Origin of the sequence: Commensalibacter intestini A911, from assembly GCF_000231445.1 — a bacterium.
GTDB classification, from domain to species: Bacteria; Pseudomonadota; Alphaproteobacteria; order Acetobacterales; family Acetobacteraceae; genus Commensalibacter; species Commensalibacter intestini.
In genome coordinates, this window is record NZ_AGFR01000010.1 from 31,187 (window position 1) to 57,455 (window position 26,269).

Annotated in this window: 31 protein-coding genes and 1 tRNA gene; 11 read left to right on the plus strand and 21 right to left on the minus strand. The window is 35.1% G+C overall.

All coding sequences use genetic code 11. The features are described from left to right. Positions 1 to 319: 319 nt before the first annotated feature. From CIN_RS09410 to CIN_RS09425, 4 genes are all read right to left on the minus strand, one after another. On the minus strand, positions 320 to 2,263 hold the full coding sequence (locus CIN_RS09410) for a DUF4422 domain-containing protein (RefSeq protein WP_050798418.1): 1,944 nt from the start codon (positions 2,261 to 2,263) through the stop codon (positions 320 to 322). 76 nt (positions 2,264 to 2,339) lie between these two features. Continuing rightward, positions 2,340 to 3,227 carry a glycosyltransferase gene (locus tag CIN_RS09415; protein ID WP_008854859.1) on the minus strand — a complete coding sequence of 296 codons (888 nt, stop codon included), beginning with the start codon at positions 3,225 to 3,227 and terminating at the stop codon, positions 2,340 to 2,342. Between the two features lie 149 nt (positions 3,228 to 3,376). After that, positions 3,377 to 4,879 (minus strand): glycine betaine/L-proline transporter ProP, encoded by a 1,503-nt coding sequence (gene proP / locus CIN_RS09420; RefSeq protein ID WP_008854860.1) that lies wholly within the window; start codon positions 4,877 to 4,879, stop codon positions 3,377 to 3,379. 130 nt (positions 4,880 to 5,009) lie between these two features. Then, on the minus strand, positions 5,010 to 5,333 hold the full coding sequence (locus tag CIN_RS09425) for a hypothetical protein (protein ID WP_008854861.1): 324 nt from the start codon (positions 5,331 to 5,333) through the stop codon (positions 5,010 to 5,012). A gap of 630 nt (positions 5,334 to 5,963) precedes the next feature. Between CIN_RS09425 and CIN_RS09430 the strand changes: the two genes are divergently transcribed. The 8 genes from CIN_RS09430 to CIN_RS11565 all read left to right on the plus strand — a co-directional run bounded on the left by CIN_RS09430 (position 5,964) and on the right by CIN_RS11565 (position 11,073). Next, complete coding sequence (locus CIN_RS09430) at positions 5,964 to 6,905, plus strand: aliphatic sulfonate ABC transporter substrate-binding protein (RefSeq protein ID WP_008854862.1); 942 nt, start codon at positions 5,964 to 5,966, stop codon at positions 6,903 to 6,905. A gap of 5 nt (positions 6,906 to 6,910) precedes the next feature. After that, positions 6,911 to 7,588, plus strand: a complete 678-nt coding sequence (locus tag CIN_RS12095; protein WP_008854863.1) for an ABC transporter permease — start codon at positions 6,911 to 6,913, stop codon at positions 7,586 to 7,588. Positions 7,589 to 7,621: 33 nt separating this feature from the next. Further along, positions 7,622 to 7,768, plus strand: coding sequence for a hypothetical protein (locus CIN_RS12100; protein WP_245527836.1), 147 nt, complete (start codon positions 7,622 to 7,624; stop codon positions 7,766 to 7,768). A gap of 2 nt (positions 7,769 to 7,770) precedes the next feature. Then, positions 7,771 to 8,130: an ATP-binding cassette domain-containing protein gene (locus tag CIN_RS12165; RefSeq protein ID WP_008854865.1), complete on the plus strand. Its 360-nt coding sequence runs from the start codon at positions 7,771 to 7,773 to the stop codon at positions 8,128 to 8,130. Beyond that, on the plus strand, positions 8,063 to 8,509 hold the full coding sequence (locus CIN_RS12170; RefSeq protein WP_280985067.1) for an ATP-binding cassette domain-containing protein: 447 nt from the start codon (positions 8,063 to 8,065) through the stop codon (positions 8,507 to 8,509). The genes CIN_RS12165 and CIN_RS12170 overlap by 68 nt, the downstream gene beginning before the upstream one ends. Before the next feature lie 38 nt (positions 8,510 to 8,547). Then, a complete protein-coding gene (tauD, locus tag CIN_RS09445; protein WP_008854867.1) occupies positions 8,548 to 9,369 on the plus strand; it encodes a taurine dioxygenase in 822 nt (273 codons plus the stop codon). Positions 9,370 to 9,591: 222 nt separating this feature from the next. Next, the gene (locus CIN_RS11560) at positions 9,592 to 10,131 is read left to right on the plus strand and encodes a hypothetical protein (protein WP_008854868.1); all 540 of its coding nucleotides are present in this window, start codon (positions 9,592 to 9,594) and stop codon (positions 10,129 to 10,131) included. Between the two features lie 21 nt (positions 10,132 to 10,152). Then, positions 10,153 to 11,073 (plus strand): alginate export family protein, encoded by a 921-nt coding sequence (locus CIN_RS11565; protein WP_008854869.1) that lies wholly within the window; start codon positions 10,153 to 10,155, stop codon positions 11,071 to 11,073. Here the strand turns inward: CIN_RS11565 and CIN_RS11940 are convergent. Beyond that, complete coding sequence (locus CIN_RS11940) at positions 11,070 to 11,210, minus strand: hypothetical protein (RefSeq protein WP_008854870.1); 141 nt, start codon at positions 11,208 to 11,210, stop codon at positions 11,070 to 11,072. The genes CIN_RS11565 and CIN_RS11940 overlap by 4 nt on opposite strands. Positions 11,211 to 11,298: 88 nt before the next feature. Between CIN_RS11940 and CIN_RS09455 the strand changes: the two genes are divergently transcribed. Then, positions 11,299 to 11,526 carry a TauD/TfdA family dioxygenase gene (locus CIN_RS09455; protein ID WP_040364348.1) on the plus strand — a complete coding sequence of 76 codons (228 nt, stop codon included), beginning with the start codon at positions 11,299 to 11,301 and terminating at the stop codon, positions 11,524 to 11,526. Between the two features lie 24 nt (positions 11,527 to 11,550). Here CIN_RS09455 and CIN_RS09460 read toward each other — a convergent pair. The 15 genes from CIN_RS09460 to CIN_RS09525 all read right to left on the minus strand — a co-directional run bounded on the left by CIN_RS09460 (position 11,551) and on the right by CIN_RS09525 (position 22,708). Continuing rightward, positions 11,551 to 11,626, minus strand: a tRNA-Phe gene (locus CIN_RS09460). A 52-nt stretch (positions 11,627 to 11,678) separates the two neighbouring features. Continuing rightward, on the minus strand, positions 11,679 to 11,891 hold the full coding sequence (locus CIN_RS09465; protein ID WP_008854871.1) for a DNA gyrase inhibitor YacG: 213 nt from the start codon (positions 11,889 to 11,891) through the stop codon (positions 11,679 to 11,681). Continuing rightward, positions 11,884 to 13,005: a ribonuclease E/G gene (locus CIN_RS09470; protein ID WP_008854872.1), complete on the minus strand. Its 1,122-nt coding sequence runs from the start codon at positions 13,003 to 13,005 to the stop codon at positions 11,884 to 11,886. The genes CIN_RS09465 and CIN_RS09470 overlap by 8 nt, the downstream gene beginning before the upstream one ends. 45 nt (positions 13,006 to 13,050) lie before the next feature. Further along, a complete protein-coding gene (locus tag CIN_RS12175) occupies positions 13,051 to 13,623 on the minus strand; it encodes a sugar O-acetyltransferase (RefSeq protein WP_008854873.1) in 573 nt (190 codons plus the stop codon). 73 nt (positions 13,624 to 13,696) lie between these two features. Then, on the minus strand, positions 13,697 to 14,842 hold the full coding sequence (locus CIN_RS09480; protein ID WP_008854874.1) for a glycosyltransferase family 61 protein: 1,146 nt from the start codon (positions 14,840 to 14,842) through the stop codon (positions 13,697 to 13,699). A 69-nt stretch (positions 14,843 to 14,911) separates the two neighbouring features. Then, entirely contained in the window at positions 14,912 to 15,523 is a 612-nt protein-coding gene (locus CIN_RS09485) for a Maf family protein (RefSeq protein WP_008854875.1), read from the minus strand. A gap of 10 nt (positions 15,524 to 15,533) precedes the next feature. Beyond that, positions 15,534 to 15,752 carry a translation initiation factor IF-1 gene (gene infA / locus CIN_RS09490; RefSeq protein WP_008854876.1) on the minus strand — a complete coding sequence of 73 codons (219 nt, stop codon included), beginning with the start codon at positions 15,750 to 15,752 and terminating at the stop codon, positions 15,534 to 15,536. Positions 15,753 to 15,834: 82 nt separating this feature from the next. After that, positions 15,835 to 17,133, minus strand: a complete 1,299-nt coding sequence (gene hisD, locus CIN_RS09495; protein ID WP_008854877.1) for a histidinol dehydrogenase — start codon at positions 17,131 to 17,133, stop codon at positions 15,835 to 15,837. Positions 17,134 to 17,146: 13 nt separating this feature from the next. Further along, positions 17,147 to 17,821, minus strand: coding sequence for an ATP phosphoribosyltransferase (gene hisG / locus CIN_RS09500; RefSeq protein WP_040364349.1), 675 nt, complete (start codon positions 17,819 to 17,821; stop codon positions 17,147 to 17,149). A gap of 135 nt (positions 17,822 to 17,956) precedes the next feature. Beyond that, a complete protein-coding gene (gene murA, locus CIN_RS09505; RefSeq protein ID WP_008854880.1) occupies positions 17,957 to 19,219 on the minus strand; it encodes a UDP-N-acetylglucosamine 1-carboxyvinyltransferase in 1,263 nt (420 codons plus the stop codon). A gap of 21 nt (positions 19,220 to 19,240) precedes the next feature. Continuing rightward, positions 19,241 to 19,795, minus strand: a complete 555-nt coding sequence (dcd, locus tag CIN_RS09510) for a dCTP deaminase (protein WP_008854881.1) — start codon at positions 19,793 to 19,795, stop codon at positions 19,241 to 19,243. 88 nt (positions 19,796 to 19,883) lie between these two features. Further along, complete coding sequence (locus CIN_RS12180; protein ID WP_008854882.1) at positions 19,884 to 20,018, minus strand: hypothetical protein; 135 nt, start codon at positions 20,016 to 20,018, stop codon at positions 19,884 to 19,886. A gap of 18 nt (positions 20,019 to 20,036) precedes the next feature. After that, positions 20,037 to 21,053, minus strand: a complete 1,017-nt coding sequence (gene glk, locus CIN_RS09515; RefSeq protein WP_008854883.1) for a glucokinase — start codon at positions 21,051 to 21,053, stop codon at positions 20,037 to 20,039. Between the two features lie 101 nt (positions 21,054 to 21,154). Next, the gene (locus CIN_RS09520) at positions 21,155 to 21,727 is read right to left on the minus strand and encodes a hypothetical protein (protein ID WP_008854884.1); all 573 of its coding nucleotides are present in this window, start codon (positions 21,725 to 21,727) and stop codon (positions 21,155 to 21,157) included. Positions 21,728 to 21,772: 45 nt separating this feature from the next. Next, positions 21,773 to 22,708 (minus strand): hypothetical protein, encoded by a 936-nt coding sequence (locus CIN_RS09525; protein WP_040364351.1) that lies wholly within the window; start codon positions 22,706 to 22,708, stop codon positions 21,773 to 21,775. 319 nt (positions 22,709 to 23,027) lie between these two features. On the opposite strand from CIN_RS09525, the gene CIN_RS09530 reads away from it, so the two are divergent. Together CIN_RS09530 and CIN_RS09535 are read left to right on the plus strand one after the other, a co-directional pair. Beyond that, positions 23,028 to 24,143 (plus strand): glycosyltransferase family 32 protein, encoded by a 1,116-nt coding sequence (locus CIN_RS09530; protein WP_008854886.1) that lies wholly within the window; start codon positions 23,028 to 23,030, stop codon positions 24,141 to 24,143. A 99-nt stretch (positions 24,144 to 24,242) separates the two neighbouring features. Further along, a complete protein-coding gene (locus CIN_RS09535; RefSeq protein ID WP_008854887.1) occupies positions 24,243 to 25,379 on the plus strand; it encodes a glycosyltransferase family 32 protein in 1,137 nt (378 codons plus the stop codon). 41 nt (positions 25,380 to 25,420) lie between these two features. Here CIN_RS09535 and xth read toward each other — a convergent pair whose 3' ends face one another. Beyond that, positions 25,421 to 26,188: an exodeoxyribonuclease III gene (gene xth, locus CIN_RS09540; RefSeq protein WP_040364352.1), complete on the minus strand. Its 768-nt coding sequence runs from the start codon at positions 26,186 to 26,188 to the stop codon at positions 25,421 to 25,423. Between the last annotated feature and the right edge of the window lie 81 nt (positions 26,189 to 26,269).

The window sequence follows — 26,269 nt, forward strand, 5'->3', positions numbered from 1 at the left end:
TTAGAAACAGATGAAATCTCTTTGTGGCATGTTTTACAGTCAATTATTTGAATTGTTTGAAACTATTTATTCGATAAGCATTTAACGATGAAAAATATAGGGCGGAAATAGAAACGTCAATAATACTCAGGTTGAGTTTCTATTTTTTGTTTAACTGCTGAATAAGTTGTAAAACGTGATAAAACACATAAAACAAAGCTAATTAAAAGAGCTTCGTTTTGAGAGTAACAATAGTTTATGTGTTTTATCTTTTAAATAAAATTAATTACTTGAGGTAAAGTATTTCATCAAAAAAGCTTATCTCAAGTAAAGTTATCAATTATAATCTATTTCTTGCAAACAAGTATAATCTATACATGATGTTTCTGCGTTTAGTACCTAATGGTAGAAAACGGTTAACAAATGGTTTTAGAACTTGTCTGATCGTCATGGTTTGGTTGACATATATTTGCTCCACTCTATGTTCTACATTTTGTGTTACTTGTTCTGAAGCTGAGACTCTATAGTTACGCCAAGGTGTATTACGAAGGTAATAGAAAAATATTGAGGCAAAATCAGCTGTTGGATCTTTCCATGGTTTTTGATCTCCTGCAAAATGGATAACCCAAGGATCTTTTCTTGCATTAAAATAATTTTCCATAATCGTTACAGGAAGTTTTTTAAAAAATGAATCAACATTTCCGTTACCATGTAATACATTCCAATGTGTATCAAGATAAAAAATATCACCTTCAAAATGTTTATTTAAAAGGTCTTGATCGAGGAACCAGTAGCTTGCGTTACACATATCTTTTAAAATATCTTGATCTTTAGCAGTTTTTCTGATTTTTTCTGTGTTTAATATCAAAACGCCTGCTTGGACATAGTCTTGAGGATTTTTCAAACCTAGATATTGTTTTAAATAGTCGCCTGCGGTAAACGATCCACAAACATCTCTACACATAATTTTATGTTTGACGAAACCACTCATTACATAGTCTTTAACAGCAGCGACAGATTTCCCTTTCATATCGATATCAAATAATTCTTGCATATCTTTATTGACGACCATATCAGCATCTAAATAAATTACTTTATTATATTGAGGAAGAATGGTCGGAATTAAAATGCGGTAATATGTTTCTTTAGAAAAATGAGAGTGAAGGTTTAGGTCTTTATTTTCAAAATATTGATCGACATTGATAATATTCAATCTGAAATTTTTTAGATTTCTAAACATAAATCTAAAATTTAATTTAGTATTTTCAGATAAGGCACCTTCAATAATATAATAATCATAAAAACAATTCGGATCGCTATTTTCAATTACTGACTGAGCTAGTGCTGCACCTGTGATTGCATAATTTTCGTTAAATGCAGTAACAATTGGAACTACTTTTTTATATTTTTTTTGGTTATTATCAAGAGGAATGACTTGTGTGCTAATAGAAGCTGTATTTTGTTTAGAGGACAAAGAGTAAGCTCCTGTATGTGTATTATTTACAAATGTTCTACGGCACTCTACAATATTTAACTTTTGAGTGGCTCGTAATTGTGTAACATATATTCCTAATAACCATTCTGAAATATAGCCAAATACCCTGTATTCTTGGACATCTCGATCATCCAAGTTAATTCTTTTTTCAAGTTCAAATAAAATATCAAATAACCAAGCACTATAATGTTCAAAAATTTTACGTTTCATAATGAACATGTTGGTATAATATCCATGCGTGGAGATATTATAATTTGTTATAGAGTCAGTATACTCTGGATATTTTTCTTTTAAAATGTCAAGGCATGTATAGTAATCATTAATATCTAAACTTTGGCCTTGTTTATATTGATCTAAATTATTTTTAGCATATAAATTTCTTACATCCCATTTTTCTGGGGTAACAATATCAATATCTTTCAGGAATTGTTCTAAATATTGATCAGAATAACCAATATCTTCTAGGTATTGTTCGTTAATTTTATTTGCATTTACAACGCCATACATGTCGCTTTTTGTTGTGTTTTGTGGGTTGAACACAAAGTGACGTCTATAATGGCAAAAGCCAATATAATCGCTAGTTAAATCATTTTTCCATGCCCAGTATTGTGCTGTGAGTTCGCAAAAACTTTTATTCTTTATGGAAATGTTCTCTCCAGTAGCATCATTTAACTCTGTTGGAAACAAAGGTGAGCTATATACCGTACCAACTTGAATAGGTTTAAAATAATCTGTTTTAATCAAATCACATTTATTGTGATACGAAACGTAGAGAGATATTTTTTTCATTTTTTTATTCATACTGTTGATGTCAATAACCGCATATATTTATCAGTTCATATTTTATTAGTAAATTAATAATTGATTATTTATCGACATTTTCATTCTTACAAAGAAAACCATCCTTAATTCCTTTAAGTGCATGTATAATAGAATGTATATTTCTACCTTTCACAATACACAAAATTAATATGTACATTGCTCGTAAATAGATTGTTGATTTTGAAAAGGGAGAATATTGATATTGTCGTAGAGATAAAAGATTTCTTATTAAATAATATATTTTTTTATTTTGATAAATATTTGTATCTATTATTGTATCGTGAATAAATAATAAATTTGGATCAAAAAGAATTTGATAGCCAGATTTTGTTAAATAATAAGAAAATAAAAGATCATCGAAATAAAGAAATAGTTTTTCATCAATATGATCCGCGTAATGACGAATGATGTCTTGATGTAAAATAGCCCCAACAAAAGAGAAGGTTTTTACATTTTCTTGTTTATTAAAATTTGGAAGGAATTTGTTATTGTTGATACTGTACAAAAAAGTTTCATAGGTACTATATGGAATTTTTTTATAAGGTATATTCATTTTACAGATTTTACCGGAAGGTAATAAAACTTTACTGCAAAAAATTTGATAGTCTTTTTTTTCAATATGTTCAAATTGATTTAAAAGATTAGCACTAGGATATGCATCATCATCATAGAAGAATATCCATTCAGTGTCTAAATTTTTGCTAATATATTGTGCACCATATTTAAACCCGCCAGCACCTCCAAGATTTTGTTTCATGGTGATGACATGTAATCGAGGGTCTTTTTGTTCACTTAACCATTGTGCCGTATCATCTAGAGAGGCATTATTAATTATCACAACATTATCGAATGATAAAAGCAATGTTGCCTTTAAACAGTTTTTTAATTTTGATAACCGATTGTAAGTAACAATTAATGCCACAGATTTCATAGAATTAAGAACCAATAATCTTTCAATACATATAGTTTAGACAATTTTCCTAAATTATAAAACGAATATAGAATATATAAAATAAGCTAAGGTAATGTTACTACCTTAGCTTATTTGTATCATTGTATTACTCTTTTGAAAAGTTAGTTTTAATCGAGTTTTGGATGTTGATCGACTAAGTTTTGACGCTTTTTCTCAAGTTCAGCAATGGTTTCGTCAAGCTCTTCAACTTTTTGTTCGATGGTATCAAAATGTTGAGACAAGATTTCTTTTGCTTCTTCTTTATCTGAAGCCGTAGGCGTTGCACCTCTTAAGGGTTTGTTTGCTGTTTCTGGCATTGTGAATGCTGTTGCAAGCCCAATAAAAGAAATTGCCATTAAATAAAAGGCAGGCATATTTAGATTTTGTGTTAAGGAAACTAACCAAGCTACAAAAGCAGGGGTAAAACCAGCAATAATAATGGAAATATTAAAAGAGATTGCTAGAGCACTATATCTTACGTGCGTTGGGAATAAAGCGGGTAAAATAGACGCCATGACTCCAATTAAACAATTCAGTAAGATTGCCAAGATTAATAAACCAATAAAAATTAACCCAACAGAGTCACTTTGAATCAGCCAAAAAGCAGGGTAGGAAAGTAAAAATAACCCGATGCTTCCAGCAATAATGAAGGGTTTTCTACCGATTTTATCACTGGTTAACCCGACAAATGGTTGGACAAAAAGCATCCCAGTCATAATGGCGATGATAATTAATAATCCGTGATCTTCAGAGTAGTGAAGGCTTCCAGATAAGTAGTTTGGCATATAAACAAGTAACACATAATAAGTAATATTTGTTACAAGAACCAGACCAACACAGATTGCAAAGCTTTTAGAGTATTTGGTTGCAACTTCCATAAAAGAAAGCTTTGGGCGATCTTGTAAGTTATCTTTACTTTCTTTCTCCATTGCTTCTACGTGTTTTTGGAATGCAGGAGTTTCTTCTAATTGATGCCTTAAGTGTAAGCCAACAAGCCCTAAAGGAAGAGCTAGGAAGAAAGGTAATCTCCAACCCCATTCACCCATATGCTCATTGCCAACGATGCTAGAGATTAGTACAACAACACCAGCTCCTAAAACGAAGCCAGCAATGGAACCAAAATCTAACCAACTGCCAAGAAAACCACGTTTACGATCTGGGGCATATTCGGCAACAAAAATTGCGGCACCAGAATATTCACCACCAACAGAGAAACCTTGTGCTAATTTACAAAGTAATAGAAGAAGAGGCGCAAATAGTCCTGCAGTTTCATAAGATGGAATTAGACCGATACTAAAGGTAGCGATGGTCATAATCACAATGGTTGTGGCTAATATTTTTTGTCGGCCGTATTTATCCCCCAGCATTCCAAAGAATATTCCGCCCAAAGGACGAACGAGGAAAGGGACTGCAAAAGTTGCCAATGCAGCGATCATCTGAACGGTAGGAGAGGAACCTGGGAAAAATATTCTTCCTAAAACGGTTGCTAAGAAACCATAAACCCCAAAATCAAACCATTCAATCGCGTTACCAAGAGCAGCGGCAGTAATGGCTTTTTTTAATTTGTCATCATCAACGATGGTAATATCATTGATGTGAAGGGGTTTATGTTTTTTCTTTAGAAGTTTCATATAAAATCCTTTAGATACTTTTTTAGCTTTTAATGATTGCTTATTGATGATGTTATTGTGTCGATATAATTATTTTAGACACAAAAGATCTGCTATATTTTTGAAATATCTTGGTTTTTTATCAAATAGCTTACCTTACACGTCTTTTATCAGCGACTAAGTCTTCTTTTTCAATGTGGTATCCAGCATCAGACAGCGCTTTTAGAATCAAATAACGTTTTGTAACACGTTTACCAGCGGCAATTTGTGTCAGTTGATTATCCAGATATGTCGGAATCACCAATCGTAATGATGCCATTTTTTTATCAGAATGAGGATCTAAGCCATCCAGTGAAATATATTCTTCAGATGGATGATGCGTTGCAATGTGATGCGACGCCTGATGATCATTATGACGAACAGAAGATCCTTCAGAGGTATCATCTGTTGATGTAAATTCCTTTTTTTCGATCATATTTTTCAAATCGTTATCGTAAGATTATTTAACATTCTATTCTTTAATAATGCACCCTGAATATTGTCAGTATTCATGTATATATGTACATATTATCATGTTCACTTATACACCTATTCAAAGATAAATCAACTTTTTATTTTTTTAACATATTGGATTAATTGAAATTTTTAAATTTAAGTAAAATTATCTTATAAAAAATCAAACTATTTTCATTATAAAAATATGAGTAAAAACAACAAAGTTTGTTCATATTTTATTTTATATGGGGAATAAAGGCATATGTTTTTTATAGCTCTGTATTAAACTTGATGATGATTCATTGCGTAAATTAAGTTGGTTTAATGATAGCAGTGATATTGGCTCATAGATTATGAGATTCGATAAGTCATTTGATATTTTATGGTATTGATTATTTTTTTCTCTTTTGTGATTTAAGTTTGAAGTGATTCTGGTGCTGCCCCTTTAGAGTTAGCATAGATTTTTTATAATCAAGTTAGATTTTTACTTGATAATTGTACTATATAAAATAGTTTTTATATAAAAAACACTTTTATATACGTAAAAAGATATTATACTACTAATATATTGTTATTTTATATTAAATACATTTTTAGAAAGTATATTATTATGTATAATAGAAGACAGTTTATAAAAAATATTGGAGTAGGGGCTGGAGCATTAGCTTTGCTCTCTAAAACTCAACAGGGATTAGCACAAGAGGTTGGAACAATAAGGGTCGGGTATCAATCTTGTGATCCATTGGATTTATTTAGAAACAGCGAAATTATCAAAAAATTCCCAGGAAAAGTTAGTTGGAGTCAATTTGTAGCGGGGCCTCCATTAGTACAAGCATTGCTTGCTGGATCTATTGATGTTGGTGAAGTGGGTGATACGCCTCCTATTTTTGCTCAGAGTGCATCAAAAAATATTGTTTATATTGCTCAAGAACCACCATCTCCTGACAGTGAAGCGATTATTGTCCATCAAGCGAGTAATATTCAAGACCTTGCTGGATTAAAAGGGAAAAAGATCGCAGTAACCCGTGGATCAAATGCAAATTGGTTATTATTAGCAGCCTTAAAAAAAGTAGGACTATCACTTAAAGATGTTCAACCTGTTTTTCTTCCTCCTGCGATTGCGCAATCAGCATTTAACACAGGAAGGGTTGATGCATGGGCTATTTGGGATCCTTTCCTAGCCATTGCTCAAGCAGATAATACAGTCAGAACCTTAACAACGGGTAAAGGCATTGTTGCCAATAGAACTTATTATATTGCTAATAAAGATTTTGTAAAAAACAATCCACAGTTAGTAAAAGGTTTTGTTTCTTCTCTTGCTGAAAATGATCAATTAATCACTCAAGATAAAACAAAATTTATCAAATATTTACAGAGTGCTAGTGGTTTATCTCCACAAATTTTAACGGTGATTTTAGACAGATGTAATTTTGGAGCCACTCTTGTGCAACCAGATGCGATTGCTGAACAACAAAAAATTGCGGACAGCTTTTTTGAGCAACATCTAATTCCAGCCAAAATAAATGTACAAGATAGTATTTGGAAAGGTTAAATCCTATGAGTAATGTTCAAGGTTCTGAATATATTTTATTTAATGACGCAGAGCGATCAAGAGTTGTAAAGAAAAGTAAAACCAAGAAAAGTGCTCCATTTTCTTATCATAAATTTCGCCGTTATCTCTCATGCGTTGCGCTTCTTGTTTTGTGGCAATTATCATGCAGCCTTGGATTAGTGAATACGTCTATTTTTGTTTCTCCGATGACTGTTTTACATACGATGAAAACAGAGTTATTCACTGGAAATCTATCGACTAACCTTTATGTTTCTTTGTCTCGTATTGTATTAGGGTTTAGTTTTGCGTTGATTGCTGGGGTAACACTTGGCTTGTGGGCAGGTCTTACCAAAATTGGGGAAGATATTATCCATTCTCCTTTGGAGATATTACGTAATCTTCCAACGCTTGCTTTGGTTCCTTTATTTGTCTTCTGGTTTGGTATTGGGGAATCTTCTAAAGTTATCTTAATTTCAGTAGGTGCTTTTTTCCCGATTTATTTTTGTTTGTATAATGGGATTAAAAATATTGATCCAAAATTACTAGAGCTTGCCAGAACGATTAAACTTGATCGTAAAACAGTTATTTTTCATATTATTTTTCTTGGAACATTGCCAGACCTTTTACAAGGGATCCGTTACTCTGTTGGGGTTTCGTGGTTAATGTTGGTGGTCGCAGAATAGGTTAATGCAGATAGTGGTATTGGCTTTATGATTATGCAGGCACAAGAATTTTCTAGAATAGATATTATTATTTTAGGCCTCATTATTTACGGTTCATTGGGATTGCTTTCAGACTTTCTAATTCGTGTGGTCGAAGAAAGAATTCTAACTTGGCATCCATTATTTTTTAAAGAAAACTAAAGATGTTACAAAGTGTAGAAAATAATAAAGTGGATGTCTTTTCGTCCAGCGCAGTTCACATTAAACATTTAACGAAAATATTTAATGATGTTGCTGTTCTTGATGATATTCATCTTTCTATTCCTGCTGGGCAATTTACAGTGTTGTTAGGGCCAAGTGGTTCTGGAAAAACGACATTATTACGTATTCTGGCTGATTTAGAAGAAGCAACAACTGGTGTCGTTGAAAAGCAGGGTGAGCAAGCCATTATTTTTCAGGAAAGTCGCTTGCTTCCATGGAAAAAAGTTTGGCAAAATGTTGTCATTGGATTGGATACTCCGAACAGTAAAGAAAAAAGCACTACAGGTCTTACAAGAGGTTAATTTAGAGCATCGTGCGGATGCTTGGCCAAGAACTTTATCGGGTGGCGAAGCGCAAAGAGTAGGGATTGCCAGAGCTTTGGTGAGAGAGCCTGCTTTTTTAATGTTAGACGAACCTTTTGCAGCTTTAGATGCATTAACAAAAATTCAAATGCGTAAATTGGTTATTGATTTATGGCGTAAGCATCATTGTGCGGTGCTGTTGATTTCTCATGATATTGACGATGCATTATTAATGGCCGACCAAGTCGTCGTCTTAAATAAAGGAAGCATTAGTTATAGCCTCGATATTCCTTGGGATAGAGCCAAAAGACGTCAGCATCCTGAGTTTGAGCAATATCGTTTACAGCTTTTATCTGCATTAGGCGTGCAAGAAAATTAATTTTTTATTTATTTACCATTACATTAAGGGAATTAAAAATGAGTGCAACACAACCGCTTACCCCAGCAGTGGGGGCTCTAATTAATCATATTGATTTGTCTTTACCGTTATCCACTAAGGATAAAGCGTTCATAGAAGAAGCTTTATTGAATCACAAAGTTGTTTTTTTTCGTAATCAAAATATTTCCCCACAACAGCAAGTTGATTTTGCATCCAACTTTGGAAATTTGCATATTCATCCTATTTATCCACATGTTCCAAATCATCCAGAATTAATTGTATTAGATACTCAATTAAATGATTTGCGTGATAATGCCTTGTGGCATAGTGATGTTTCTTTTTCAAAAAATCCACCTTATGGCGCAGTTTTACAAGCTAAAAAAGTGCCTGAATATGGAGGGGATACATTTTGGTCAAACGTAGAAAAAGCTTATGATGAGTTATCACCTGCTTTGCAGTCTTTTTTGGAAACATTGACCGCTACTCATGATTTTTCTAAGTCATTCCCAACGTCAAGATTCGGTGAAACAGATGAAAATTTAGATAAATTAGAAAGAACTAAACGAGAAAATCCTTCGATAACGCATCCTGTTATTCGCACGATACCGGAAACAGGAAAAAAAGTTCTCTATGTGAATGAAGGGTTTACAACCAGAATTAATGAGCTTTCGGAAAAAGAAAGCCAGTTATTATTAGATTATTTATTCCAGCATATTACGAAACCAGAATTTACAATTCGCTGGCATTGGCAAGCGGGAGATATTGCTTTTTGGGATAATCGTACCACGCAACATTATGCAGTTTATGATTACGACAAATCTGTACATCGCATTATGAATAGAGCAACAATTTTAAAATAATGTTCAATTTTTCAAAATTTTCGTAATCAGTATTATAAATAGAAAATAAAAATAAACGTTTGTAATACATTACGAAATATAAAATCAAAATATATTACAAGAAATATTTAAATGTTTATTTTTTTATTCAGTCGCTTTGCGACGTACAAATATTATGTATATTTTTACAGTATAAGTCAAAAGAGAAGTATTTATCTGTATTTTACTATTATTTCAATATTTATGTACTCTAATACTACATTTGGAGAAATTGTTTCTTTTCAAAAAGATAAGGTTTCTTTATCATTATCTATGGATGTTGGTGGTGTGGGTATTTATCTACCGAATACCAATTTTGGTGGTGGTTCATATGTTATTCATAAAAATAATCGTATTACAAAAAATAGTAACACAACCTATGGTGAATTATACGCATATCCAGTTCTAGACGGCACATGGCAAACACCGTGGCATTTTGATATCTTAGGTCAAATTTCAACGGTTGCCTCTACAACACTGGGAGATGGTGATGGGATGAGTATCTCACAAACCGCAGGAAATAAAAAAGGTATTAATATCGAAGATGCTAATCTTGATATGAGATTTCCTTTTTCTATCAACAATAAAGAACAATCAATATCCATTATAGGTAGAAAGCAACACTTTGCTATTGATGATGGTTTTCTTCTTGGTAAAGGAACTTATAACAGCAATAGCGGTGCTTGGTGGTATGCACCACGTTTTGCTTTTAATGGCCCAGGAACCATTAAATATAAAGGGTAATCCTCACGTGCTGATATTTTCATGTTAGAAAATAACAGTGACAATTCATATAATCATAATAACGATAGGCCAAAAACAAAATTTATAGGATTTGATATTAGTTTATTTAAAAAGAAGCAAGGTGCAAAAAATGGAGCAGATTATAAAAACAGATCTGCTTATGTAACGATGACCTATATTCATGTTAGAGACGCAGATAGTTCATCTCATTATGATGATAATATCCGTGGAAACAGAAATGGGATGAATATTGTAGGCCTTAGTTTTGGCGGGATATTTGTTCCGATTAACTGGTTGAATATTAATAAAAACTTTACGTTTTATGGAAATTTTGTGGGGCAGCAAAATAGTCATGGAAATAATCAATATCGCTCTACCGAGGCTTATGGAATGTATATCGAACCAGGATATACCTTTTCAAACCTTTCTTGGAAGCCTCATATTTTTTATCGTTATACGCGATTCAGCGGTAATAAAAATCCTAATGGAACTGTTAAACGCAGTTATGATCCTTTTTTCTTGATTGATGGTAAACGGTATACCTATGGAGGATATTGGCCAGGTGAAATTGTTGGTATGTATATGGTTGGTCTATCTAATCTACAAATACAGCAATTTGATATTACAGCTGTTCCTCCTATTCATTTTTTTACTAAGGATGATAGTTTAACTTTGGGTGTACATTTTTATAATTTATCGTTAATTCACCCAACAGGAGCAGGCTTTAAAAGAGGAAGTAGTCATCATATTTCTAATGAAATTGATTTTTCAGGGGAATATAATTTAGATGAAAACACTTCATTTTCTCTTTTGGGCGGAGTTGCCTTTTCAGGACCGGTAGCAAAAAAATTAGCTATTAACGATGCACCTAAATACGTTTCTCCTAATCAAATAGGCAGCACAAGTGGTGTTCTAGAGGCATATTTCTATAAGCATTTTTAAATTAATAAAACTACAAAACGATAAGTTTTCTTTCCTTTAAGCTCATTATAGAGCATTGTTGCGCTTACTTTAATATGAGCAGTATCTTCTTTGACATATTCTAACAAGGTTTGTAATTTAAGTCTTTGAGTATCCATACCACTTAGTTTTATCTGTAAAGATTTTATCTAATCTGTATTTTGAATTTTTCGAAGTTCTTTCCAACGTCAAGATTTGGTGAAACCGATGAAAATTTTGACGTTGGAAAGAACTAAACGAGAAAACCCGCCGATACGTATCCTGTTATTCGCACGATACCTGAAACAGGTTACGAAACCAGAATTTACAATTCGCTGGCATTGGCAAGCAGGAGATATTGTTTTTTGGGATAATCGTACCACTCAACATTATGCAGTTTATGACTATGACAAAACTGTACATCGGATCATAAACAGAGTAATAATTTTAAAATAATTATTTTATATTGGGGAATTAGAATGGTGCCCAAGGGCGGAATCGAACCACCGACACAGCGATTTTCAGTCGCTTGCTCTACCGACTGAGCTACTTGGGCACTGATAGATATTCACTGTTTCGGTGCCAGTGAATTACTGTATACAAAGCATTTACCCTACATTGTGATCGGGATCAAGTGTTTCTTTTAAAGAATTTTGTAATTCTTCGAATTCCTCCTCATCTCTTGGTTCAGAGCTTAGACGATAATCTCCAGAAAACCAACGGTTTAGGTCAATATCAGCACATCTTTTAGAGCAAAAAGGTTTATATTCAGGCACGATATTTTTTTTACAAATAGGACATTTTTCAGATGGATTAGGCATAATGATACTCCCATTGATGATTTAAAAAGGATGGGTTTGATTCGACTTTTAATGAAACGCCACATCTTTGTTCAAAATGATTAGTTGCCCAAGTGTCTTTTTGCAATGCTTGAGTAAGCCCAAGGTTCAATATTAATGTTATTTGATGATATTGGTGGTAGGAAGTTAGACTTTTAAACTGATTCTCTACTATTCCTAGGATTCGAATGGCACGTCCATGATCAGAAAAAAGAATCTCATGCAAAGGGGGGCGTTTACGAGGACGCGTTATTTCTGCTAGCCCCAAATTTGTAAAGCCAAGAAAACGAGGCTGTAATGGATCTTGTTGTAAGGCTTCTTCAAAATCCTCTTGAAAGAGACGACGTTTTTTAATGGGTAGTCCTGCCATATCAACAATAATCACACCTGATAAATTACGTAGTCTTAATTGATGTAACAAAGCAGGTAATGCTTCTTTATTGGCATTAAATTGTGCGCGTAGTTTTGCCTGATTATCATTACTTTGTGTTGCTGTATCCATATCAATGGCAACTAAGGCGGGTGTTGGTGTAATACTGGCTCTCATGCCGATAGGCAGCTCTACATCGGGTGTCTCTAAAGAATCGATTTGCTCTAATAATTCTGGATCGATTGATTCTGTTGTTACCGAAGTTCTTGATTTATATTCAGGAGGTAATAAATGAATGAGGCTTGGATCACTCAGTAAAATATCTGCGTCAGACCATCTTTTTGCGAGCTCTTCAAAAGGGGAAGGGCCGATTACAAGGCATTGAGGTGATTTATTCTCAGGTAAGTTTAGATCAGGAAGATTTCGAGCATCTAGCCTAACGCCTTTTCCACCTTGAGCACTGCGTGTGATGCGAACGGCTGTCCAGTCGCCTTTATGTAAATTTTTTGCCCCGGCATTATCAGCAAGAAATCCAGAGAAATTATTCCCTAGAGTGATGAATGCCCCCCCCAAAGCCGGTAAAGAGCTTTCTACACGCCCTAAATAAATATCGCCAAACCCGTCTGAAAGTCCAGGATACCATATGGCAAAGTCTAAAAGGCTTTGTTGTTGAGTGACGGCAATACGGATTACCCCTGGAGAGGCAAGAAGTCTAATTTCTGTCATACAATAAAATCTTAGAGCTAATCAGGCTGTGAAAGGGCTTGTCTTTTAATCGTTAATATTTTTAATAAATTTAGCAGGAACGCCTGCGACAATACTATTTGCCGCGACATCTTTGGTGACGACAGCTCCTGCACCGATAACCGCATTATCATGAATAGTAATGCCGGGTAAAATAGTGACGTTCGATCCAATCCATACATGGTTTCCAATATGGACAGGGGAAGGAGAGGTCGTTGCTCGGTGTTCTAGCTGTAATCCATGGTTAAGCGTGGCAATAGTGACATTCATCCCAATAAAGCTGTTATCTCCGATAAAAATTCCTCCACGATCCTGAAAAGAGCATCCTGTATTAAAGAATACATTCTTTCCAATATGAATATTTTTGCCAAAGTCAGTATAAAAGGGAGGGAAACATACAAAAGAAGGATCAACAGCTTGACCTGTTAATTGGCTGAACAGATCAACGATTTCCGCCTGTGAATGAAAAGAGTTATTTAACTCCATCGTGATCTTTTGTGCTTCGTAAGCGCATTGATGTAACAATGGCATTAACTCTATGTCTGCAGGAGAAATCGGATGTCCTGCTTTACAATAGGTGATAAAATCTTCCATTTCCATTAAGATTATCCTTTATACATTATGATTGTTTTATCCTAAGATATAATTATGATAGAAACATCAGTTTTATTAATTATATAAAATTAAAATTGTATGCCATTTCTTGTAACTTATCAAAATTGATAGACCATGGAGCATTAATATCACCAGCATATTTTGCAGAAATATAAGCTTCACTTTTTCCAGTTAATAAGTACATTTTTTCAGAAGACTGGCACCTTAGGAAAAATTCACTGTAATGCACAAATGCATTTGATGCTAAAATCATAATCTGGCAATCAGGGGGGGCAAAAGCAATTCCAAACATATTGGTGCCTGAAGGGCCTATGATGTGGCTAGCATTGCTAAACAGAATAATTTGTTGTGCGATACTTAATGTTTCTGGATAAATAGTTGTATATCCATGCGAAGCAAAAAAACGTTCAATTTTATCTTCATCATGTAAAGCTCTTTTGGTTTGAGTCCTACGTGAGATATATAAACGTGCTTTATGATTGTTTACTAAGGGGCGTTTTAATGGGTTCCAGCATAAAGGTAAAGCTGGAGAGCAATATTCTTGGATTTGAAGTGATTTTTTGGCTAAAAATAGGTCTTTTACTAATACGGGTTCTGTAATTTGTATAATTTGCTCATCATTAAACTGATATAACTTTAAATATTCTGTAATATATTGCTTGGTAAAGGTTTGAAGAGTATGAATATTTTTTAAACCATAAAAGTTTTTTAGATAAAGCAGTCCCCACATGCGTGTTAGGCTATCTAACATAAAATGTCCATAGAAGTCAGAGTGCTGATAATCACAAAAGAAAACTGGATAATCTATGGTGATATTGGTAGAAATATTTGATATTCCCCAGTGCGTTTCATCTATTTTTTTTAAAAAATTATGATAAGTCGTATCCCAGTTTGATGCAAAACTATCGATTAGGATTTTATTTTTTGCGATAATAATGCCGCCAGGTAATAGAATGGCATTCTTAATATGGGTAATTGTCATTGCTGGATAAGCAATAGAGGTTGGTATCCCAGAGGTTTGAGGGGGCATACCTATTGGGCATTGGATAGGAACTCTTTTCTGTGTACCATATGCATAATAAAGCTCGGGAAGCTGGATTTCGCCTGAAGCCATAATCTCAGCATAGCCCTCGTTTGTTAAAAGTTCTTCTTGATTAATTTTTTCGAATAAATCTTCTATTTGAGCGATGGTAAAAGAATGCATTGATTAATCTTAAAAATTTGTTGGTTTAGAAGCTTTGAAACAAGATGAAATTATAAATATTATCGTTTACTAAAGAATCAACCCATGTCCGCGCAACAATTGTGCAGTTTCAAATAAAGGGAGACCGACTACATTGCTATGACTGCCACTGATGGCTTGGATAAATGAGGCAGCGATTCCTTGGATGGCATAAGAGCCAGCTTTGTCTTTCCATTCTTCGTTATCAAGATAGTGCTCAAGTTGTTTCTCGGTGAGGCGAGAAAATTGCACCATTGTACATACTTGCCGAGAGGACGTTTTGCCAGTTAGTGTATTTAACAGAACCACACTGGTATAGACACGGTGTCTACGGCCAGAGAGCAAGCTTAAATGCTTTTTAGCAATATGACGTTCTGAGGTTTTATTGAGAATTCGTCGGCCTGCAGCAGCAATTGTATCTGCTGCTAAAATAAACTGACTATCTTTAGAGTTTGATTGCGCAGCCATGGCTTTGGCATTAGCTAACCGTTGCACATACACCCTTGGTAATTCTTGTTTCAAAGGGGTTTCATCAATATCGGTTGCAATGATTGTTTGTGGGGCAATACCAATCTGTTCCAACAGCTGTAACCGTCTGGGCGATGCAGAGGCAAGCACAATTGGCAGTTTGGTAACGTTATAAGTTGGTACAGCGTTACCCATTACGGTCACTTTATTTAAAGCGAAAAGTAATACGACCTTTACTTAGGTCATATGGAGTCATTTCAACACTCACACGGTCACCAGCCAATACACGAATACGGTTTTTGCGCATTTTACCGCTGGTATGTGCCAAAATAACATGTTCATTATCTAACTTAACACGAAACATAGCATTCGGAAGCAGCTCTGTTACTGTTCCATTAAATTCGATCATATCTTCTTTAGACATTTGTAGATATTTTGCCTTATATTTTATTAATCATATTAAAACTGTCACAACTTAACGACTATTTCTTTAAAAAGTCTAGCTTTTATTTTTCTAAACTCTTTAAACGTTGCGAAATGCTGAGCGCATGTGCTGTTAATCCCTCGGTATTTGCAATAGCAACAGCCGCAGGGCCAACATTTTCAATCCCTTGCTCATTTGACTTAAGGAATGTTGTGCGCTTCATAAAGTCAAAGATGGATAATCCAGAAGAAAAACGTGCTGCTCCGCTGGTTGGTAAGACGTGATTAGGGCCACCAACATAGTCACCAATGGCTTCTGGACACCATTTTCCGATAAAAATAGCTCCTGCATGACGAACATCTTCAAAGAGATTATTGGATTCTTCGACCATTAACTCTAGATGTTCAGGGGCAATCTTGTTAATTAAGATGGCTGCTTCATTCCAAGATTGAACCACAATGACAGCACCATGATTTTCCCAACTAACTTTTGCAATGTCTTTGCGTGCCAATATTTCTAACTGTTCATTAACGGCGTTAACAACTTGATCTGCAAATTCTTTGTCATTGGTAATAAAGATTGATTGAGCCATTTTGTCATGCTCTGATTGTGCCAATAAATCCAAAGCAATATGGGTTGGATTATTGTCTTTATCAGCAACGACAACGACTTCAGAAGGACCTGCGACACTGTCAATCCCGACTAATCCATAAACTTGGCGTTTAGCCTCAGCGACATAGGCATTTCCAGGGCCAACGATGTAATCCACAGCAGAAATCGTTTCTGTTCCATAAGCGAGTGCAGCAACGGCTTGAGCACCACCTACACGGTAAATTTCGGTCACGCCTGCTTTATGAGCTGCGGCTAAAACTAATGGATTTAATTGTCCATCAGGGGTAGGCACGCACATTGCTAATCTTTTAACGCCAGCAACAGTGGCTGGAATAGCATTCATTAAAACAGATGAAGGGTAAGCAGCGGTTCCACCAGGCACATAAAGACCTGCAGAATCCATTGGACGCCAACGATATCCTAATTCAAATCCACTATCATCTTCGTAATGTAGATTAGGAGGAAGTTGCTTTTCATGAAAAGATCGAATTCGATAAGCTGCGACATCCAGAGCTTCTAATAATTCAGGAGAAATCTCGTTATAAGCATCTTTGATTTCTTTATCAGTAATGCGTAGTTCCGAAGTGGTAATGGGAAGGCGGTCAAAACGCTCTGTATATTCACAAAGGGCTGTGTCGCCATTTGTTTTAACATTCTCTAAAATCTCGGTTACTGGATGCTTTACAGCAGACGTATCCATTGCTCTTTCTGTTAATAAACGATTAAAAATAGCAGAAAAATCAGATTGTGTGGTCATTAAATATTGCATGACAATACCTTAATTACGCAATGGATTGAGGAGGTAGCGTTTGACGGAAGCGCTCGGTCAGTGCATTAATGCGTGCAGATTGCGTTTTTAATGCTGTACGATTAATAATCAAACGACTAGAGACATCAACAATGGTTTCGACTTCTTGTAATCCGTTCGCTTTTAAGGTAGAGCCCGTATCAACAAGATCGATAATTAAATTGGATAGTTTTAATACTGGAGCCAATTCCATCGCTCCGTGTAAGTTTACGATATCTGCTTGTACGCCTTTTTTAGCAAAAAAGCGACGTGTAATATTTGGATATTTGGTTGCGACACGGATTTGAGACCATCTGGCCGGGTCTTCTAAATTTTTATCTTTGGTATTGGCAAGCTGTGCCACAGATAAACGGCAACGCCCTACATCTAGGTTCAATGGGGCATAAATATCTGGATAATCAAATTCCATTAATACGTCAGAACCACAAATCCCAAGGGACGCAGTGCCAAAAGCAACAAAAGTTGCAACGTCAAAAGATCTGACACGGATGATATCTAATCCAGGATCATTGGTTTTAAATCGTAATAACCGACTGTCAGCATCAAAGAATGCAGGTTCTGGAATAATATTCGCTGCTTCTAGTAAGGGAATGCAGGCTTTAAGGATTCTTCCTTTTGGAAGAGCAAGGATCAAAGAGTTATTGTTCATGTCAGATGCAGATATTCCAGCAATCGATAAAAATAATAAAAAAACTGATTATATTTAATTAATAATGATTAAATATAATCAGAATATAAAGACAAAACAATATAATCTTGTTTTTAATTTAGTATATGAAACAGATTAATTTTTAATTCGCTCGATATTAGCGCCACAAGCAGCAAGTTTTTTCTCTACAGCTTCATAACCACGATCTAAATGATAAACGCGGTTCAAGCTGGTTTCTCCAGCAGCGGCAAGGCCGGCTAAGATCAAAGAAAATGATGCGCGTAAGTCGGTTGCCATTACAGGTGCACCTGATAAAGAATGAACGCCACGAATAATTGCAGAGGAGCCATGAACGTTGATTCTTGCGCCCATACGGTTTAATTCTGGCACATGCATGAAGCGATTTTCGAAAATTGTTTCTGTAATCATGCTGGCACCTTCTGAAATAGAAAGAAGCGCCATGAATTGTGCTTGCATATCGGTTGGGAATCCAGGGTAAGCTTCGGTCATAATATCAATACCGCGTAAGCTGCCTGTACGACGAACGCGAATAGCATTGTCCTCTTGGAAAACTTCCACACCACATTCTTCTAATGCATGTAGGACAGAGCCAAGATATTCTGTTTTTGCACCAATTAAACGCAACTCTCCGCCTGTAATCCCAGCAGCACACGCATACGTGCCACATTCAATGCGATCGAATAGGATAGAGTGTTCCGCACCATGTAAGGCATCGACACCATCAATAATCAGATGGCTAGTGCCTCGGCCTTGGATTTTTGCACCCATAGCGACCAAACAATCGATTAAGTCACAAATTTCTGGTTCACGAGCAGCGTTTAATAATTCCGTTCTGCCTTTTGCAAGGGTTGCTGCCATGACAGTATTTTCTGTTGCTCCAACAGAAACGAAAGGAAATACAAAGCGTGTACCTGTTAATCCTTTTGGTGCTGTTGCGTTAATATACCCACCATCGATTTCAATCTCTGCACCCAAAGCGGTTAATGCTTCTAAGTGAAGATTGACAGGGCGTGTCCCAATGGCACAACCACCAGGTAAAGAAACGCGAGCTTTACCACAACGTGCGAGTAATGGCCCTAAGACCAACACAGAAGCACGCATTTTGGAAACGATATTATATGGAGCTTCAGTATTGGTGATTTCGCCTTTGAAGGAGTAATGATGCGGGTCTTTGCTATCAATACTGATATCTAGGCCATGTTGATGGATAAGATCACACATGGTTTTAATATCCACAATCTGTGGCATATTTTTCAAAGAAAGGGTTTCAGAGGTTAAAAGTGCACAAGGCATAATTGCCAAAGCTGCATTTTTTGCACCGCCAATAACAATATCACCGTGTAGGGGTCTGCCCCCACGAATTAAAAATCGATCCATATTTTTCAGTTTCTCAGTCTATTATAAACGTGGAGTTGCAACGCCTAATTGGCCCATATATTTCCCTTTTTTATCGGCATAGCTGATATCGCAAGGTGCACTGCCCTGGAAAAAGAGAAATTGACAAATGCCTTCATTGGCATAAATCTTTGCAGGAAGAGGGGTTGTATTACTAATTTCAATCGTCACTTGACCTTCCCACTCAGGTTCCAAAGGGGTCACGTTGACGATAATGCCACAACGGGCATAAGTTGATTTGCCAAGGCAAACCACTAAAATATCTCTAGGCACACGAAAATATTCAATCGTGTGAGCTAATGCAAAGCTGTTGGGGGGAATAATACATACGTCTGTTTTTCGTGTAACAAAACTGTTCGGTGTAAAATTTTTCGGATCAACAATAGCGTTATCAATATCTGTAAAAATTTTAAATTCATCCGCAACACGGGCATCATATCCATAAGAGGATACACCATAAGAAATTATGCCTTCACGATGTTGTTTATCCGCAAAAGGTTCGATCATTTTACGATCTTTTGCCATTTTTGTAATCCAACTGTCTGGCATAATTGGCATTCGTGTATTCCTCTTAAATCTTCCGAAATGATGAGTTTTTCAATAAACGACGTTAGAGATTCAAACAAGCTTTTTCTTGAAAAATAGCTTAAGACTGCTGTTCTTTTTTATTGCGTTGCTGCTCTTTGCGTCGTTTAAGGTTTTCACGAAGCGCCGCAGCTTCTTTTTCACGGCGCTTGATCTTAGCCTCTTTTTCGGTTTGTTCAGGTTTATTTGTATTCATTAGGACATGAATCTTAATTTATTTTTTTGTATGTTTTACAGCATAAGCAGCTGCAGCACCTAACAAACCAGGTTGAGGATAAGTTAGAACTTCAACAGGAAGTTGAGCTAACATTCTTTCAAAGCGGCCTTTGTCAACGAAACGTTCACCAAAGCCTGATTGAGGAAGGTAGTCAGCTAGTAATTGACCAATACCACCACTAATGACAACGCGGTTAGAGAGTTGAGCTAATGCGATATCAGCACAGAAAGTTCCCATATTTAAGCAAAATCTTTCAAGTGCAGCAGCTGCTAGATGATCGGTTCCTTTTAATGCTGAATCCCAAAGGTTGCTATCGCTATGATGGCTAACCGGCAGGCCAGCACTTGCAGCTAGTGCGTCATAAATATTGCCTAATCCTGGGCCTGAAATAATACGTTCTGCGGAGACACGGCGATAATGTTGTTTTAAGTAACGTAGGATACTAATATCAATATTATCACAAGGTGCATAAGTGATGTGACCACCTTCACTTGGGATAACGTGATAAGAATCGTCTTCAAACATTAATGAAGCAACACCAAGGCCTGTTCCAGGACCAACAATAGAAGTAACACCTGTTAATGGTTCTTTGCGTTTTGGACCACAGATATGTTTTAAATAAGTGCCATCGCTATGGGCTGTTGCATGTGCGACAGCTTCGAAATCATTAATTAAAACAAGCGTTTCTAATTTAAGTTGTTCTGCCAGTAAAGCAGGACGGATGATCCAAGGACTATTAGAAAATTTGAGAATATCCCCACGGATAGGGCAGGCAATTGCCATAGATGCAGCTTTTGGAAGTGGACGGCCGATTTTTTGTCCAAAAGCATCCCAAGCTAATTGTAATGTCGCATATTCAGCTGTTTTTAAAATATTTTCATTATCAATTGATAATACTTTACCATTTTGCACTTTGGCAATTGCAAATCGCGCATTTGTTCCGCCAATATCTGCAACAATGACTTCGGTAACATCTTGTTGATGAGCTGATTTTTTATTATCTGAAGCGGTCATTATTGTATCCTTTGATGTGGGGTTTAAAGAATAGCGTTAATATACTCTTATCTTTTCCAATCAGAAAAGAGATAATTTTAAGGCGCAGTCATTATTTGTGTTTATTTCGTATTTGGTAATGTGAAATGCAAATCTGGGTGGCTAGAAATAATGGCAGTCATTGCATCATAAACATGCTTTAAAGACAAAGACTGGGAATATGAAGACGGTGTGATTAATCGTGCCTTACGAGAAGAGACTAAGTCATTGATAAAGTCTTGTTGATCCTTTGCACCATAAATAATAGCTTGATAAAAGTTATTTTTATTCGTTTTTTTCAGTAATGTTAGGTTTTGACCAAGTTTGTCACTTTGATTTTTGATGTAAAAAATAATTCCTGTGTCAGGCCAGTTAGGGGTGACTGCATTAAGAATGATTTGATTGGGTAAAAAAGAAATGTATAGTACGGGAACCATCGGCATCCGTTCGTTCCACCACATTAATGTTGGTGGGGTACTTTGCGGATTATAGCGCCACTCTCCATATTTAGGATATGCTAGTTCAGGTGCTGGGCTTGTTTGCGAAGAAGTATTTTTCGCAGAGACTGTGATTGTAGGCACGATTGAGAGTGCGAAGACACAGGTTGTTAACAAACCGACCATTTTCCAACGATCAAAAAGAGAGCGAAACATCATTTTACCTTTTATTGGTTATTTATTAAATATTATAATTGTAGAGGATTAATTGTTCCCGGTTATAGCTTTTGCTTTGTCAAAGTCTTTTTTCGTATTGTTTTTGATTTTTTCAATATCACCTCTAGGGCTCATAGCACATTTTCGCCAGTTTTTATCTTTATCATGTTGATCAACATCACCACTTCCCCAGCACCAGCCTTTGGCTTTCATTTGCTTAAGAAGTTGATTGCGTTTCATGCAAATATTATATCTTGTTTTATTTGATGTAGCGGTGCTACCCATAGATATACATTGTTTTACGTAATAGTTCGCTTCTTGATAAAGAGGGAAAATTTCAGGAGACATACCGTCTAAAGGTACAAAGGTATCATCTTCTATGACATTAACTGCGAGAGGTTTGGGAGCAATTAGATTATTTTGACGAATAAGTCGTATAAAGTCTTCCATAGTAGAATGTAAACCATTTGTACTAATAGGAATAGAATGCAGGACAGAAAGATTCAATATCATGGGTGTTTCGTCTTGTAAGGCAGAAACAAGTTTATCAATATTTTGTGTATAGACAGCAGTTGAAAATTGAACCCATCCTTTGTAATCACTTACTTTATTTAAAGTTACAGAAACATTTTTGATGTTCCAAGTAATGAAGGGCAGTTTATAATCTCTATTTTCTTTTTTCTTTGCAATCACATCAAGAGTAATCATATTTTGTGATGGTGTGATGTAGAGTTTTAAAGAGGAGTTAGGTTGTTGCCATAAAAGGCTTGCATAAGGTTGGCCTGAAATAATGCTCCAATTTCCATAAGCATTCGTATGTTGCACTGTATAATTGTTATCCTCTTGCAACAACGTAGGTACAGGAAAAGATAATGGAGATTGTGTGGCTGATTTTACAGATGGTTGTGCCATGACTAAATGAGAAGTGAGTAAACCAATACTCATTGCCGCGGGAAAAGCCCAGAAAAATGATTTTGTACGCATTTTATACCTTGATTTCATCAAAACGTCTTATAATACGAAAAGATAACAAGAAAGCAAAGGTGTTTTCTGCCTTTTATTATCTTTTTAATTGTTTATATTGATTTATAGTTATATAGAGTTTTCAATGTATGTTTTTTTACAGTTAATATTTGAAAATTTTTAAAATAAATTTATATATAAAAATGATTATAAATGTTTTGATTATTATATCTTTTGCTTTATAAGATACCTTAATAAATTTAACTAATCTAATTAGTTAGGTTGTAAATGTTTCAAGGTATTAATAATTTGGACTTTTTATTTATAGGATTAGTCTTTGATGGTAGATGAAAATGCTTTGCGGGTGTTGGTAACAGAGTGTCCAGTTGCTGAAGGGTTATTTAATCAGCACGGTTGTCATGATGTCATGACGGCTTTTAATATTGCGAATCATCTGCATATGCATAGCTTTTTTAAAGAAGCAGCAGCCTTTTATCAAGAGGCAATTTCTTATCGTCTTAGTGATCCTGAAGGTCATCCAAGAGAAGAAATTTTATTGCAAGTTAAACTCTTATGTTTAATAAAAGGGGCTCAAGAGCTGGCAATAGAAGATCTCAATCGTTTAAAAGAATTATCTGAACCTTTATTTAATTATATTACTGTAGTGCAACAATATAACCAAGGGGAACATTCCATACTGGAAGCGTTTCAAAAGATTGGTTGTAGTTATGAACTTTTTCACACAGGTGAAGAAATTGATGCGATTTGCTTAAAATTAATTTATAATGGTTTAAATCAAGGTAATTTCCCCAATAAAATACGTAGAACAGAAATTCCTAGAAAGCTGTTTTTTTATTGGGATGAAAATACTCCTCAAGATGTTCTTGAAAATCTTGAATTCCATCAACAAAATTTTCCTAAATACTCTATTGATGTGTTTAATAAAGACAAAGCAGTAGAGTGGCTCTATAAGTATTATGGAAAAGAAGCAAAAAATATTTTCTTAAAGTCACGCCATCCAGCAGAAGCTGCTGATATTTTACGAGTGCATGTGATTAATTCATGTGGTGGTTTTTGGGTTGACGCAGATCTTAAAATCGTTTCAGAGGATGTTTTAGAAAAATATATTCCTAGAAATTATGACAATGTGTTGTTGTTAACGGATGGATATTTCATTCATAATGATTTTTTTGCAGCAACGGCAAATAATGTAATTTTAATGGATTGTTTATTGTCTATTTATCGTAATTGTTATGAGTATGAACAATTATTTATTTCTTATAAAACGGGGCCAGGTGTGTTTATGCGTGCTATTAATCGTGCCTACTATCGATGTGTAGAAGGTGTAACTAAAGAGTTTCCTTCTCTAAAATTAATGGATCAAAAAATGTTTGATGAAGTAACAGAACAGTATCCTGTAAGTTATAAACAACGTGGAACGTGGACCGTTGCATAAGATTAAGATATTGATTTCTAGAAAAAAGGGTGTTTTGTAGTTTATTATTGCAAAAAGTTGTTAAAGTTAGGTCGTTATATAGTTTTAGGTAGAAAAAATATGGAAGAAGAGCAAAACGTAGATTATACAGATATGTTGTCTATATGCCCACAGGCATTAGAAGTATATCAACAGAGAGGGTTAAATGATGTTATTGCAGCTTATGATATTGGAAATATTTTAAGCACTAATCATTTTTACGCAGAAGCTGCATTTCTTTTTAAATTGGCTTTTAATATGCATTCAAAAAGCCCATCAGAATATCCGCTATGTCATATTCTGTGGATGATTAGAATGGTTGCCCTTTTAAAAGGAAACTTTCCTATTAAAGATGAAGAACTAGAACAATTAAAAGGTCTTAGTTTGCCTTTCTATAATTATATTGTGGGTTGGAAACAATATAAAGAAAATAAAGACGCTTTTTCGGCACTTTCAGTAATGCAAAATTGTTATGAAGAATTTCCAACAGGAGAAGAAGCAGATCGTACTTATATTTCTATTATGATGGATCTTTTTAATACAGATAGTAAGTTGTCTGTGGAAGGAAGATCTTATAGTACAGGAATGCAAGCGACTATTCCTAATAATCTATTCATGTATTGGGATCAAAACCCTCCTCCTGAGATTGTAGAGAATTTCGAATATCATCAACGATTAGGACATTTTAATTTAAAGATATTTAATAAAGCAGAAGCATCAGATTGGCTTTATCAACAGTATGGTGTAGAAGCTCGTCATCTGTTTTTATCAGCGCGCCATCCAGCAGAAGCAGCAGATTTTTTAAGAGTTCATGTTATCAATCATTATGGTGGTTGGTGGTTAGATGCAGATATTCGTATTAAATCAATTGATCAATTTTATTCTGTTATTCCAATGGTTTATGATCATGTCTTTTTATTAACTGATAATTATGTTGTGCATAATGACTTTTTTGGTTCTATCCCCAATAGTCCTATTTTGAACGAATGTATTCGTACTTTATATCATAATTGTTATGTTAATCGTGATATGTTTATTGCTTATAAGACAGGCCCTGGTATTTTTAATCGTGGAATTAATAGAACTTTATATCATTGTTTAAAAGGTGAAGGAAAAAGACCTTCGTTTATTATGCTAGATTATAATCAATTTTGGGATGTAATTGACGATTTTGAGACGCCTTATAAAACGGCAAGTCAACATTGGATGGCATCTTAATTAATAAAAAAAGCGCTGTAATTACAGCGCTTTTTTTATATTTAAAACTCTATAATTACTGGCACATGATCAGAAGGTTGCTCTTTATCTCTTTCGCCTTTATCAATGACAAAGCTGGTTAAATGTTCTGCAACTCTTGGCGAGAGTAATGCGTGATCGATGCGTAACCCTGCGTTACGTTGCCAAGCCCCTCTGGTATAATCCCAAAAGGTATATAAAGTTTCGGTGGGGTATAAAGCACGTAAAGCATCTGTCATGCCAAGCCATAATAAACGATAAAAACCATTTCGACTTTCAGGGCGCAGTAACGCGTCATCTGAAGATAATGTTTGAGGGGCATAATCTTGATCAGTTGGACAGATATTAAAATCTCCAGCAAAGATACAATCTTGTTTGTTTTTTAATAATGTATCTGCACGTTTTACTAAAGCATCAATAAAATGTAGCTTTCTTTGGAAACCTTCTTCACCGCCAGAATTCCCATTGGGTAAATACAGGTTACATAAAGTAACACCTTGGCTTTCAATTTCAAGGTAACGTGCTTGAGGTTCTTCTTCGTCTAAGTCTGGTAATACAGTATGATTGAGTTGATAGGGATGACGGCTTAAAATTGCTACGCCGTTATAAGCTTTTTGCCCATTTACTATGACTTGATATCCCATTTCCTCAAAGATTTCTTTTGGAAATTGCTCATTTTGGCATTTGATTTCTTGTAAGAATAACCAGTCAGGTTGTTCTTTGGTTAACCATTGTTGCACATGGGTGTGGCGTTGTCGGATAGAGTTAATATTCCAGCTGGCAAGTTTCATAACATAGACCTAAAATGACGTATAGAGTTGATTTCATCAGATGAATACAGTTTACTGGTTATTCAATGATCATATCGTGTT

Coding starts and splice junctions, on each gene's coding strand:
- CIN_RS09410 (WP_050798418.1), bottom strand. CDS start 2,263: ATGAAAAAAATATCTCTCTACGTTTCGTATCACAATAAATGTGATTTG.
- CIN_RS09415 (WP_008854859.1), bottom strand. CDS start 3,227: ATGAAATCTGTGGCATTAATTGTTACTTACAATCGGTTATCAAAATTA.
- proP (WP_008854860.1), bottom strand. CDS start 4,879: ATGAAACTTCTAAAGAAAAAACATAAACCCCTTCACATCAATGATATT.
- CIN_RS09425 (WP_008854861.1), bottom strand. CDS start 5,333: ATGATCGAAAAAAAGGAATTTACATCAACAGATGATACCTCTGAAGGA.
- CIN_RS09430 (WP_008854862.1), top strand. CDS start 5,964: ATGTATAATAGAAGACAGTTTATAAAAAATATTGGAGTAGGGGCTGGA.
- CIN_RS12095 (WP_008854863.1), top strand. CDS start 6,911: ATGAGTAATGTTCAAGGTTCTGAATATATTTTATTTAATGACGCAGAG.
- CIN_RS12100 (WP_245527836.1), top strand. CDS start 7,622: ATGCAGGCACAAGAATTTTCTAGAATAGATATTATTATTTTAGGCCTC.
- CIN_RS12165 (WP_008854865.1), top strand. CDS start 7,771: ATGTTACAAAGTGTAGAAAATAATAAAGTGGATGTCTTTTCGTCCAGC.
- CIN_RS12170 (WP_280985067.1), top strand. CDS start 8,063: ATGTTGTCATTGGATTGGATACTCCGAACAGTAAAGAAAAAAGCACTA.
- tauD (WP_008854867.1), top strand. CDS start 8,548: ATGAGTGCAACACAACCGCTTACCCCAGCAGTGGGGGCTCTAATTAAT.
- CIN_RS11560 (WP_008854868.1), top strand. CDS start 9,592: ATGTACTCTAATACTACATTTGGAGAAATTGTTTCTTTTCAAAAAGAT.
- CIN_RS11565 (WP_008854869.1), top strand. CDS start 10,153: ATGTTAGAAAATAACAGTGACAATTCATATAATCATAATAACGATAGG.
- CIN_RS11940 (WP_008854870.1), bottom strand. CDS start 11,210: ATGGATACTCAAAGACTTAAATTACAAACCTTGTTAGAATATGTCAAA.
- CIN_RS09455 (WP_040364348.1), top strand. CDS start 11,299: ATGAAAATTTTGACGTTGGAAAGAACTAAACGAGAAAACCCGCCGATA.
- CIN_RS09465 (WP_008854871.1), bottom strand. CDS start 11,891: ATGCCTAATCCATCTGAAAAATGTCCTATTTGTAAAAAAAATATCGTG.
- CIN_RS09470 (WP_008854872.1), bottom strand. CDS start 13,005: ATGACAGAAATTAGACTTCTTGCCTCTCCAGGGGTAATCCGTATTGCC.
- CIN_RS12175 (WP_008854873.1), bottom strand. CDS start 13,623: ATGGAAATGGAAGATTTTATCACCTATTGTAAAGCAGGACATCCGATT.
- CIN_RS09480 (WP_008854874.1), bottom strand. CDS start 14,842: ATGCATTCTTTTACCATCGCTCAAATAGAAGATTTATTCGAAAAAATT.
- CIN_RS09485 (WP_008854875.1), bottom strand. CDS start 15,523: ATGGGTAACGCTGTACCAACTTATAACGTTACCAAACTGCCAATTGTG.
- infA (WP_008854876.1), bottom strand. CDS start 15,752: ATGTCTAAAGAAGATATGATCGAATTTAATGGAACAGTAACAGAGCTG.
- hisD (WP_008854877.1), bottom strand. CDS start 17,133: ATGCAATATTTAATGACCACACAATCTGATTTTTCTGCTATTTTTAAT.
- hisG (WP_040364349.1), bottom strand. CDS start 17,821: ATGAACAATAACTCTTTGATCCTTGCTCTTCCAAAAGGAAGAATCCTT.
- murA (WP_008854880.1), bottom strand. CDS start 19,219: ATGGATCGATTTTTAATTCGTGGGGGCAGACCCCTACACGGTGATATT.
- dcd (WP_008854881.1), bottom strand. CDS start 19,795: ATGCCAATTATGCCAGACAGTTGGATTACAAAAATGGCAAAAGATCGT.
- CIN_RS12180 (WP_008854882.1), bottom strand. CDS start 20,018: ATGAATACAAATAAACCTGAACAAACCGAAAAAGAGGCTAAGATCAAG.
- glk (WP_008854883.1), bottom strand. CDS start 21,053: ATGACCGCTTCAGATAATAAAAAATCAGCTCATCAACAAGATGTTACC.
- CIN_RS09520 (WP_008854884.1), bottom strand. CDS start 21,727: ATGATGTTTCGCTCTCTTTTTGATCGTTGGAAAATGGTCGGTTTGTTA.
- CIN_RS09525 (WP_040364351.1), bottom strand. CDS start 22,708: ATGCGTACAAAATCATTTTTCTGGGCTTTTCCCGCGGCAATGAGTATT.
- CIN_RS09530 (WP_008854886.1), top strand. CDS start 23,028: ATGGTAGATGAAAATGCTTTGCGGGTGTTGGTAACAGAGTGTCCAGTT.
- CIN_RS09535 (WP_008854887.1), top strand. CDS start 24,243: ATGGAAGAAGAGCAAAACGTAGATTATACAGATATGTTGTCTATATGC.
- xth (WP_040364352.1), bottom strand. CDS start 26,188: ATGAAACTTGCCAGCTGGAATATTAACTCTATCCGACAACGCCACACC.